This is a genomic window from Brumicola pallidula DSM 14239 = ACAM 615, from assembly GCF_000428905.1.
GTDB lineage: Bacteria > Pseudomonadota > Gammaproteobacteria > Enterobacterales > Alteromonadaceae > Glaciecola > Glaciecola pallidula.
This window is the reverse complement of the sequence record NZ_AUAV01000027.1, coordinates 1-11,573: the sequence shown is the minus strand read 5'-3', so window position 1 is coordinate 11,573 and position 11,573 is coordinate 1. Positions and strand designations below refer to the sequence as shown.

The following is an 11,573-nucleotide window of genomic DNA, read 5'->3' as shown; positions in this document are numbered from 1 at the left end:
GAAAAAACATATTCAGTATCATCACAAGCACCGCTATTGCCGCCGCTACGAGCGCCACCCGATGACCAGTACGACGAAGACTTTACCGTTCAACGCGACTTCGATTTTGGGGTATAGCCAAACACTACATAATACTAAGAAATAGAAAATTTCGCGGTAGGAGCGTTTGCGGGCGCCCACAAGGTTTCTGCACTAAAGGACTAACAACATAAGAAGTTAACACTCGTAATTTCCTCGAAAACCACTAAAAACTCTTTTTAGTAAACTCAAAACCACCCTGAGAGACAGCTGTAACAAAGGGTAGTGTATAGTGTTAATTTGTCTTATACTCCAAAGACACGTATCAAGCAATACCTTTGTATTTCGCACCGATGTGAAATCCTATTATGAGTCAATCAACCATGAAATCTTATTAGACAAGCTAGCCGTCTATGTAAAAGACAAGCGTGTCATGAATTTATTAGCACAATATGCCAAGCGCAGTGTTGAATATGGCGGCTTGTTTACTGATTTCACACAAGGCATTTCATCAGACTGCTCATTAAGCCCTTTGATATCCAGTTTTTACTTATATGAACTCGATAAAGCTATGGAAGACAAATCTGTTTTTTACAGGCGGTACATGGATGATGTGATTGTGCTATCAACGTCTAGGTGGAAATTAAGAAAGGCCATTAAAACGGTTAATCAACAGTTTGCAAAACTCAAGTTAAAACAACACCCTGATAAAACGACTATCGGTAGAATTAAAAATAGCTTCGACTTTTTAGGGTATCAATTTGGTGAAGAGAAAATAACCGTTTCAAAGCGCACCTTACACAATCATATTCGTCGACTAACGCAGCCACTTTTTATATAAGAGAAAGCAAAAAAAACGCCTACCGAATTGGGAGGCGTTTCTTGATGATTATCGACAACATTGGGTTACATGGGTTTATTCAGGCATACCGTTATCGATAATCAATTTTGATAGTCAATCAGTAGAATTAAGATTGCTTCTTAAATCGACGTGAAACCAAAGCCATTAAGCCTAATGCAAATATCGCTAGTGTTGAAGGTTCAGGGACCTCGGTTACCAAAGGCGCGTAAGCCGATATAGTCAACGGACCGGTACCCTCATTCTCTGCAATCCGAAATCTCGACGATAGTTTAAAACGTATAATACCGAGCGCGGATGGGTTCACACCGGTATTGTAATCCATTATCATTGTGCGGGTTTGTGTGGCCGTGTAGGCTACCGGTACTATTTCGATGCTTTGGTAATACATAAAAAATTTTGTTAGAACACCGTTTTCCATAGTATAGTCACTTATTTTAAGCCCATTAAATGAATTTAAATCTATACCGGCACTCGGGAACCAGTCATGGTTATATGTCTCCACCGTTATATTGGAAGCCTCTCCCGTACTGTTGTCCTCAAGTCCGAAAATCTTACCGGTAGTTGTGCCCAGAACATTATTATACGTGTGAGTAAATGTGTACTGGTATATCAACCCCGCGTGGGCCGACGCTGATGCTGTAAGTAACACAACAACTATAGTCATAAATTTATACCAAGTGTTTAAAAATTTATACTTCATGTGATTTACCTTTTGATCCCTTCACAACACTGATATGCGAATCGAATTGTTAAAAAGTGACGCGTCATCACTTTATGATTTTTAATCATGTGCAAAATACATACCAAAAATTAATATACTTACACTTCAATTAGATACAAAAAATCACTAATATGAGTCAGTTATAAGTGTAAAATAACCTGACACTAAAAAGTATTTGATTTTGTCCTTAGCTATGCTCCATTAGGCGTATGATATGCCGTTCGTTAGCTAAGTTTCGCTGTAACAACCATGATGACAACCCCATATCATTCACCAAAACCTAAATCGTCTACGCTAACCGAGCAGCAATCTGAGAAAATTTTTCAATATTTCCAAAATAAAGACCAAACACTATATTTGATTAACCAACTAGAGCAGCTTTGGGTGGTTAAATCTAAATGGCTTCACTGTCACACTAGCTTGATTAAACGTTACAGCAGGGAATTAGGGGGGAAGGAACTATCGGGGTCAGAACAAAGTTAAATTATTCGTGATGCTTTGGCTAAATAATTGGTAATAGCTTGAGCCACTAATGTCTGCAATGTCGGATCTGCTGCCTTAAGCATTGTGGGAGTTTAGGTCCGCTTATCGCTCGCTGTTGTCGTAAGGTTCAGCAAACGCTTTGTTACGTTATGTAGGGGAAGCTGAAATAAGTGTAAAAAATTCTGACAGTCTGATTTATCAGTTTTTGAAACCGTCATTTAATAGGAGCTTTCTTCCGATTTGTCTGATTTCTTGCCAAAAACATAATGGATGCTTAGGTCCGCTTATCGCTCTTTGCCGTCAGCCAAGGTTGATTAATTGAATGATGTTTTGTTGCTCAATACAATATACTAATAGCTCTAATTATATCAGTCTGATCTCCCCCCCGATTTAGTAGACATTCAGCTTGCCTTTGAATATGTATTTTCATATTCATCGGGGGACACATAGCCAAGATGGCTGTGCAATCGAGTTCGATTATAAAACATTTCTGTATAATTAAACAAATCGGCTCTAGCATGACTCCTTGTTGTGTAGACTTTCCGTTTCACTCGTTCCGTTTTCAGTGAAAGCCAGCCCTCGTACGTTTTGATATAGGTAATGTCAGCGACCCACGCCCCATCAGTTTCACAAACCACAAACTGCTGCTGTAGATGATTATCAGCCATGACCGATGGCACAGCAGGTTTCGCTTACTACAAATAGACGACAGGCCAAGCTAATACTTACTTGCCTAGCGTCGACTGACGCCTTAGCCATCTCTCTTCTCAAAGACGGCTTCACCACTTTTTTACCATGGCTTCCTGGATGACCTCATATTTTAACCGTTCTTCGGCATACATTTTTTTAAGCCGTTAGTTTTCATCTTCCAGTTCTTTCATTCGCGTCATCAAGGAGGCATCCATGCCGCCGAACTTCGTCCGCCATTTTAAAAAGTAGCGCTGCTCATGCGCAGCTTGGACACCTTGCTGTCTAACCGTTTTTAGACTTACAAAGCGCATGTTAGGTCGACTCATTGCCTCGCAGCTAGCTTGGGCATCAGTCGCGACATTTTTTGCTACTTTTAACATAAGGCTTAACGAATTGAGCGTGAATAATTTTAACCTTATAACCTACCTTTTGAAGTTAACGGCCCAAATAGTTAGCGGAGCCATAAGCTTCCATCGCAATTTCTGCCCCAATGGGTACTTTTTTAGATATAACTGCTAACCATTTGCTTCGTTAATACTTACCTTTCCATTGAACTTCGCTAAATCTGTCAACTGCACGGACATGAAAAATAGATTTTGCAATATCAACACCAACTCTAGTAATGTTACCCATGGGTTTATCCTCGATTGAATATGGTTTTGTATCAATTACCATTGTGGCTCAAAAAAGCCAATTAGTCAGGTTGAGGAGGAGTCCATCCCATTGGTTACGGTTGAATTCAGACTAATTCACTTTATATTTAATATAGAAAATAGTGCAATCTACTTTTTTGTTACATCGTCAATATCGGGTTCAACAGAATCATTAGGTTTGTCTTTTTGATTGTGGTTATTATTTTGTTTCAACATTTCAAGAGCTCGTTTTAAGGATTTCTCTTGGTAATAATCGCCACGACCGCGCGTATGGTTGAACCAAGGATTATTTTCTGGTCCAAAGGTTGGCCTAAGTAACAAGTATAAAACAACCCCTATCAAGGGAACTATTAATATGAGGATAAGTAAAATCTTAGTTCGTAATCTAATTTTTAAACGAGAAGCATCAAAAATGCATACTATACTGCAGATTATTAGTATTGAAGAAAAAAACCAATCTTGAAAAGTTATAATTCCACCTTAATTTTAATTTAAAAAAATGGGCTCAAAAAGCCGAGAACAATGCCGATGATGAGAAAACCTCTCAAGTAAAAAAGTGGCTATAAGTTAAAACTTAATTCTCTGCGAATCGACTATAATGATCGCGCAATTCCTTCTATTGCTTATATTCCAAAATGTGGCTTAAAGCCCGAAATCTAAACGTCTCAATTGATTAGTATTGAAATTGACTTACAAAAATTCAGCTAAGCTATATCTGCTTTTATAACTGGCCAAAAAGCAACAACGAAAACAAATATATGCGCAAACCCGCTTATGTACGAAAGCAAAGATTCCAGTGGGGTTGCAATATACACCCCTGACGTAAATCCTATAGCTATCTGTGAAACAAAACACAAAATGAATGTAAAGGCTATGAATTTACCCCTTATCAAAACCAGAGTCAGGCTTGCATAAAATAGGAACATCTCAAAAAAATATAAATACATCGAGAACTTAAGGTCTAAAAGCGAACCAAAGCCTGAGTATTTAAAAACCTCTTGAGGCACTGAATTATAAAAGTAAGCCGTGGATCCTAAATAATCAATGAGCAGCCTAGTAGTTATCGCGACAACAATCATACTTACACAAATAATATTTCCACGGCTTTTCATGTATTTGTTTCTCTTTTTAGTTTTGCTCCAAGTGGTCAAATTCATTTCTTTGCATTTGGAGCCATATGAAACTAAATTATTTAAAAATAGCAAGACTCATATTTATTTATTGGGTCTCAAAACAGCTCGCTAGTTCGGTGAAATTTGCACCTTTCAATGGCATTGTCAACTTATCGAATTAATATGATGAGAATAAATTTTCGGTAGCTCATGCCAAATTCTGGACGCAACTAACCCTAGTCCATTCACTAAATGCTCGTTCACGCAGTATCCTGTAATTACCGGCTTGCATTTTATGGCGGCCAAGCCTAAACAGATTATTTACAATGCCATGACACGTTAAAAATCGTTGTGCTTGGCCTTGTGATTTAAACCGCCGCATTTGCGGTTCTTGTTGTCTACCCGGCTGGTGAGACAATTCACAGCGATTGTTTTCGTATTGTTGGGTTGAATGAGCAACGCTGGGCATAATTTCCCTTCTCGCAGCCGAATAACTGCGCAATTTATCGGTGACTATCTTTAATGGCGTTGCCTGCTGGCCCTTCAATAACTTTTTAAAGAACATCATGGCAGCCTTTTTGTTTCTGCGTTTTTGAACGAGAAAGTCAAGCTCATCACCATCTTGATCGACAGCACGCCAAAGATAATGCAGGACACCATTTATCTTTACAAATACTTCATCCAAGTACCACATATCGCCAAGTTGACCGCGTTTCTTCCTGATCTGACTAGAGTATTGGTTGCCAAATTTTACGCACCAATTTCTAACGGTCTCGTAACTTACGATGATCCCTCTGGCGGCCAATAACTCTTCAACATCTCGAAAGCTAAGTGTAAATCGATGATACAGCCAAACTGCATGACTGATTACTTGAGGCGGGTAGTGATAACCCGCGTACATTTAGTATTTTTCATACTCGGATTATCTCACAGTTACTGGTGTCTGCGATAAATGACAGTACCCAATAATCAGTTCAATCGTCCAAATCCCAACGAAACCAACGTCGGGATTAATTAAAAATTTGATTAACTAAATCTTTCAGTGGTTTTGGTTCCCCCAGCCCATATCCCTGACCGCAATTTACGCCAAGCAGAGTGAGCTTGTCTTTGATTTCATTATTTTCAACAAATTCTGCAATAGTCTGCATTCCCATTACTTGCCCAATTTCGTTAATCGATTTGACCATCGCATAGTCAATAGGGTCATCCACAATGCCCTTGACGAACATGCCATCAATTTTCAAATAATCTACGGGTAAGTTTTTAAGGTATCCAAAGGACGATATACCGCTACCAAAATCATCCAAAGCAAAGCGAAAACCAGACTCCTTTAAAGTTTTAATAAAATCAATGGCCAAGTCTAGATTTGAAATTGCTACTGTTTCAGTGATTTCAAAACACACCATGCTGGGTGATACTCCAGTTTCTTCAAAAACGCGTAATATAGATTGCAGAAAAGATCGATTAGTTAATGATGGCCCCGATAAATTGATGGTCACAAAATCAATCTGCGTGAAAAACTGAGAATGCTTGGCGAGAAATGAACAAGCGTATCTAACCACCCATTCATCTAATTTTTCGATAAGGTTGTATCGCTCTGCTGCAGGCAAAAATGCGCCTGGAAGAATAATTTCTCCCTGCTCATCTAACATTCTTATCAATAACTCATAATGTCTGTGGTTACTGCCATCGAGTGGGATAATAGGCTGAGCATAGAGGCAAAAACGATCCTCAGCTAAGGCCTGATTAATTCGTCCAACCCAATTAATGTCACGATGCCGAACTGCCAGTTCTGCATCGTCGAAATGGTAGGCATGAATACGATTACGACCCATATCTTTTGCGACATAGCAGGCAGCATCTGCCTGGCGAAATAATTCCGTAAAATCGGTACTGGTTTTGGTAATTGCGACAAGACCGATACTGACGCCTATTCGAAACACCTTATCCTCCCAGCGAAACTGATAGTCGGTTACAGCCTGAAGAATTTCATCAGCAACTTTGTGAGCCTCGTCGAGCGTACAATGCTCCATTAAAACCCCAAATTCGTCGCCGCCAAGCCTTGCCAGCGTGTATTGTTTGTTAATGGTGCACAGCAATAGCTGCCCAAGTTTATGTAGTAATGCATCTCCGGCAACGTGACCAGAGGTATCATTGACTACTTTGAATTGGTCTAAATCCATGAAGCACATAGCATGGCAATCATTGCTATCCTGAATATCAGCCAGTAAGTGACTTACCCGTTTCTCAAACTCGTAACGATTAACTAAGCCGGTTAAACGATCATGGACAGCCTGGTAGCTAAGCTCTTCCTGTGCAGTTTTTTGCACTGAAATATCTCTTAATAGTCCCTCAATACCTAAAACCCTGCTGTCATCTCCTCTCACTAACTGCGCTGTTGCGGAGCCCCACCATAGAGAACCATCTTTGCGACGTAATTGAGCCTCAAAATTCTTGATAAACCTATTTTTTAGAATTTTAGTAACAAATAATTTTCTGTCTTTGGGGTCAGCATAAATTTCGTCCGCTAAGCTCATTCCTATTGCTTCATCCACGTTATAACCTGTAACAGGGAATACAGAAGGTGAAACATAAGTGATTTCACCCTCCAAAGTTGTTTTATACAGAATATCGGGGATATTCTCTACAAGGCTCCGATATCGTGCTTCACTTTCTAAAAGTGCTGCTTCAGCTATAGAGCGTTTTTGTGCTTCAACTGCATGAGATACGAGATCTGCGAGTGAACTGACATAAGTGATTTCTTGGGGGCTCCAAGTGCGAAATTTACCTATATGCTCCAAGCATATAACGCCTATTGACTGGCCGCCAAAACGAATTGGTGCGTCTAGCATCGATTCAATTCCAAGTCGGCTTAAGTAGTGTTTAGATAACTCAATGGTGCGTGAGTCTCGATGCGCTTCGTGTGCATCTATAAAACGTTCTTCAGCCATAGCGGTAAAATAGGCCGGGAATTGCTCTTTTGAAAGCTCATCACCCTTTGAATGGTGATCGGGTGTTTGCTCGTAAAGATCCATGCTTTCAATGCTAGAACGATCCTGTGAATACATCCAAATACTTACTCGTTCGACATTCAAGATATGTGCTGCGGCTTCTGTGATCTCTTGGAAAGAATCTATTGAGTTTCCGCTGTATAGGGCTTTCCCTTTTACTAGATTTAAGAGCGACTCACTAAATACTTCGAATTGACTACCCGACATTGCTACCTCATTCATAAAACATTTAAGAACCCCAAAACGCGTATGCGCGCCTATTAATTTGGATATAAAAACTTTTTTGACCAAGTCCCAAAATTTGTGAGTGCGAGTGAAACCGGGGGCTTCAATCTAGATTAAATCAGAGATGTCCTGACCTATCAGTGTCATTGCTCTTATTATTAACAACTAATAAGCTCGTACAGGAAGAGTAAACTCTAAACATGATCTATGCAATAAACTCGGATCCCTTGAATTTCACGTGCCTAGAATACCCTGTGTCGATTTCATAGTGAGGCTGTTCCGTTCTGCGGGTCATCCAACGGGGCTATATTCGAGATACAACGATCTCTTTAGAGGGGCGAGACATCCCCATCAGGATATATAACGCTGAAGAAAACAAGGTCAAACCGCTTTTCATTTATATACATGGTGATGTTTTGTGGCCGGGAGTCTGAATCGTCATGATGATGTTTACGATGCTGTGCAATGCGTGTGGGATAACTCTGAAACACTCAACATCGATAGGACTATATCTGCCCCTTCGATTGCGTTAATTAAGGCTGATCTTATCCCTGCTAGCTTTCCTAAGTTGCTGTATTTGGCCATAAGTACAGCATCGCCACATCCACTCTATTGGCCCGTATTGAAACCATTTTAGCCATAGTTTTGACATAACTACTTGAGCTGCAAAAATAAGAACTGCAAAAATGATAAATACATGAGGTTCTATTTTACCGGTTAAACCGCCGCCGATACCATAAAATATAAACACGCCAATGGCTGTTTGTAATAGATAGTTAGTTAACGCCATTTTGCCTGCATAGGTAAAAAAGTGAAGTAAATGACTGCCTTTTTGCCAAGCCAATACAAATAATGCAGCATATGCAAAACCTAAGGGAAATACCGAAAGTGTGTAAGCTGTCATTCTAAGGAAACCAGTCAAGTTCGCAGGACCAGCAAAAGCGGTTACCACCCCTAGTTTTGCGTAAAAAAAGCTCATAGGCAAGCCAATTAAAAGTCCACCCAAAGCCACCCGTTTTATAAATGGGATATTTTGTAAGAGCTGATGCTGGATGATTTGACGACCCACCCACAAACCTACAAGCATAACAAAAAATATTTTTACAAAACGCCAAGACTCAAGATAATAAGCTAGTTTAATAAAGCTGCCAGCCTGATTAAAAGCAAAATACTCGCGCCAATTCCCAGATGCCTGCACGTCAATAATGCTTCCAGAAAAACCACTTATATTCGATGCCAGTCCATTTTGTCCTACGGCATAGAACCCAAAATCCATTGCGATAGAGCCATACCAAGCAATCAAATAGCCAATCATGGGTGTAAAAAATGCCACTGCTGCAGCGCCCAAAATAAACCTATCGGAGCACCGATAAAAAGCTAATAATGCCAAGCCTAAAATTGCATACGTTGTTAGAATATCACCAAACCAAAATTGCGTCATATGTATGAAGCCGATCAAAAACAAAATAGCTAAACGGCGAACATAAACAATTGCTGCACCAGCCCCTTTCGTTTTTAAACTCTGTAACTGTATGGCAAAACCAACACCGAAAAGTAATGAAAATACCGTATAAAATTTACCATCCACCAAAAGGATATGTAGCCATTCATAGTATTCAAGATAAGATCCAGCTAGTGCTTTTTTTAATTCGTTATCAGCAAAATCCCAGCCTGTAAAAAAACGTATATTTGCCAGTAAGATCCCAAATAGAGCGAGCCCTCGTAAAGCATCGAGAACATGAAGTCGTTCGTTATTATTCGACATAAGTGTTAACCGCATCCATAAAGTGGTGAAAATATACACACTATTCCTGATCTATACAATCAAGCTATATGCAACTTAAAATTTTGTGTGGTTCATGTCTGCTTATGATTCTGGACCTTATTTACTCTCAATTTTTAAATTTTTCTTATGCCAATTGATGTAAAGTGGTACGAATAGATTAAGTAAAAAGGCAACTAGTATAAGCGTGTAAAAGACCTCCTTCGATATAATGTTATGCTGCACGTAAGCGATATCGAGCACGACAAACGCCAATTCGGCGCGACCTAACATACCAAAACCTATTATCCAACTTGATGGCCAATCAAATTCACCTGTATAGCGTGCAGCTAGTGCTGCGGATAAAACCTGGTCAACCAACAAACCGATAAACAAGATGATGACGTAAGGAAGGACCGACATGAATAGGGCAGCGTCAAAAATCAGCTTATTGCCTAATGCGACATTAGAGAGTGATCGTCAGACTCAGTTCTAAAGTTTCAGTACCCGGGTTTGATCGATAGATTCTAGAATTTGATAAGTGTGAAAAACCAAAGCCTAAATGCACTCGGTCACTGATTTGGCGACTAAACTCAAATCCTGAGCGGAACTCGACACGACCACCGAGATTGATGCCGTTGCCAGAATTGTAGAGACCAATAGCGAAGGTAGGGTTGAATCGCCACACCTCATTTAAGACAAAGAAGTAACGAACACCGATGTAAGCATATTGGTCATGCTCGCGGGTGTTACTAAAGCCAATTATCGGTCGAAGTTTTCGCCAGACAGGTAAATCGCGGTATTCAAGCCCATAACCAGCATATCTAGAACCGTCGAAAAGATTGGCTGTGCCAAAAGCAACCGTTAATTCTCGCTTCGGTCCATTTATAGCACCCATCGAAGCTGCGTTATTGCAAACAAAGTAAAGCAAAGTGATTAGCGTAAGTCGTATGACGCTTGTCATTTATTTATCCCCTATATTGCCTATGTCTGTTTATCTAGGTTTGAATTAAATATGCTTTGAAATTCGTATCTAAGGAAATTCAAACGCAGTAGTAATGGATCTAATAGCAGAGCATGTTGGGCGTGTTTCTTCTTTTAGGGAATTAGGGGAATCCTCATCGTTTATGTGGGTTCCCCCCATATCATATGGCGACTACATGCGGGGTAACGTGATGGAATATCATGCTTCTGACTCCATGCTAAGCGACAGCTAGATTATTTGAAATAAGGTATGTACAACACTCTGTGTGTTGGAATTGAGGTATAAAGCGATATCTAAGCTATCAACTTACATTGCAAATCGAGTTAAGTAGTTTCCACAACTCATTAGGTACAATACCGAATAGTATGCACAGGGAATATGAGTAACTATCTTACTAATTCATACGCAATTGTTAGCGGAAACTCGCTATGAAAATAACCAACAACATGATTATAAAAAGCCACAAGGAGAAGCCATGACTGACTACAATGATAAAAGTAAACTCAGCTCTGAGTCTGCGTCGAATATGAGGGCCTTGGAGAGTGCAATTTTCAATGGTCATGAGCAAAGATTAAAAGCGCTTTTGACTAATCTGTTATTTGACGAACTACAAAAACGCTACCTCGTTAATTTGGCCAAGCAAAGCGGTTATCCAGAGATTGTAAAATTGCTTAAGGGTGCCCCGGCGACGCCTTAACAGTAGAAATACAACTGCTTCCGAACCTGTCTGTTCTAGCCGTATTTCTGACCTCTGGAGCGATCTACCTTTCTTACCTAGCACTTACAAGAGATCCCGGTTCAGTAACTTTAGTTATTTGTTGCCGATGTCTTCTTTGTAGAACAAGGTATTTCTTATTTAAGCACTCAAGGAGACATGCGCGATGCTAAAAAAGACATGGACGTAGCTTCTTTTGAATGCTTGGATATTTTTTCTTCCGGATCATTAAACTCGATATCCCCTTGAGGCTGTTCACCAGTTTCGACACTGCCACTTTAGGCGGATAGTTCACTAATAGGTGAACATGATCGTCCTCGCCGTCGAACTCGATTA

10 protein-coding genes and 3 pseudogenes are annotated in these 11,573 nt (G+C 39.9%); 3 read left to right on the top strand and 10 right to left on the bottom strand.

Annotated elements, in window-relative coordinates; translation table 11 throughout:
* Positions 1 to 310: 310 nt before the first annotated feature.
* Positions 311 to 859 (top strand): reverse transcriptase/maturase family protein, encoded by a 549-nt coding sequence (locus G399_RS20570; protein ID WP_051288539.1) that lies wholly within the window; start codon positions 311 to 313, stop codon positions 857 to 859.
* 127 nt (positions 860 to 986) lie between these two features.
* Here G399_RS20570 and G399_RS22550 read toward each other — a convergent pair whose 3' ends face one another.
* The 9 genes and pseudogenes from G399_RS22550 to G399_RS0110605 all read right to left on the bottom strand — a co-directional run bounded on the left by G399_RS22550 (position 987) and on the right by G399_RS0110605 (position 10,501).
* A complete protein-coding gene (locus G399_RS22550) occupies positions 987 to 1,580 on the bottom strand; it encodes a PEP-CTERM sorting domain-containing protein (RefSeq protein ID WP_006012686.1) in 594 nt (197 codons plus the stop codon).
* Between the two features lie 905 nt (positions 1,581 to 2,485).
* Positions 2,486 to 2,653: pseudogene (locus G399_RS21640) on the bottom strand (IS3 family transposase); the annotation flags it as partial.
* A 112-nt stretch (positions 2,654 to 2,765) separates the two neighbouring features.
* Positions 2,766 to 3,019 (bottom strand): annotated as a pseudogene (locus G399_RS21635) (transposase); the annotation flags it as partial.
* A 537-nt stretch (positions 3,020 to 3,556) separates the two neighbouring features.
* The gene (locus tag G399_RS0110635) at positions 3,557 to 3,748 is read right to left on the bottom strand and encodes a hypothetical protein (RefSeq protein WP_006012676.1); all 192 of its coding nucleotides are present in this window, start codon (positions 3,746 to 3,748) and stop codon (positions 3,557 to 3,559) included.
* A gap of 999 nt (positions 3,749 to 4,747) precedes the next feature.
* On the bottom strand, positions 4,748 to 5,440 hold the full coding sequence (locus tag G399_RS0110625) for an IS6 family transposase (protein ID WP_006012670.1): 693 nt from the start codon (positions 5,438 to 5,440) through the stop codon (positions 4,748 to 4,750).
* A gap of 109 nt (positions 5,441 to 5,549) precedes the next feature.
* Positions 5,550 to 7,772, bottom strand: a complete 2,223-nt coding sequence (locus G399_RS20555) for an EAL domain-containing protein (RefSeq protein ID WP_006012666.1) — start codon at positions 7,770 to 7,772, stop codon at positions 5,550 to 5,552.
* Between the two features lie 532 nt (positions 7,773 to 8,304).
* The gene (locus tag G399_RS0110615; protein ID WP_006012665.1) at positions 8,305 to 9,540 is read right to left on the bottom strand and encodes a DUF418 domain-containing protein; all 1,236 of its coding nucleotides are present in this window, start codon (positions 9,538 to 9,540) and stop codon (positions 8,305 to 8,307) included.
* Positions 9,541 to 9,657: 117 nt separating this feature from the next.
* Positions 9,658 to 9,960, bottom strand: coding sequence for a cation:proton antiporter domain-containing protein (locus G399_RS0110610; protein WP_006012664.1), 303 nt, complete (start codon positions 9,958 to 9,960; stop codon positions 9,658 to 9,660).
* Between the two features lie 43 nt (positions 9,961 to 10,003).
* Positions 10,004 to 10,501: an acyloxyacyl hydrolase gene (locus G399_RS0110605; RefSeq protein WP_148277429.1), complete on the bottom strand. Its 498-nt coding sequence runs from the start codon at positions 10,499 to 10,501 to the stop codon at positions 10,004 to 10,006.
* A 94-nt stretch (positions 10,502 to 10,595) separates the two neighbouring features.
* Between G399_RS0110605 and G399_RS22005 the strand changes: the two genes are divergently transcribed.
* Positions 10,596 to 10,754 (top strand): hypothetical protein, encoded by a 159-nt coding sequence (locus G399_RS22005; protein ID WP_154658916.1) that lies wholly within the window; start codon positions 10,596 to 10,598, stop codon positions 10,752 to 10,754.
* 243 nt (positions 10,755 to 10,997) lie between these two features.
* Positions 10,998 to 11,219: a hypothetical protein gene (locus tag G399_RS0110600; protein ID WP_006012662.1), complete on the top strand. Its 222-nt coding sequence runs from the start codon at positions 10,998 to 11,000 to the stop codon at positions 11,217 to 11,219.
* A gap of 232 nt (positions 11,220 to 11,451) precedes the next feature.
* Here G399_RS0110600 and G399_RS20550 read toward each other — a convergent pair.
* Positions 11,452 to 11,573: pseudogene (locus tag G399_RS20550) on the bottom strand (transposase); the annotation flags it as partial.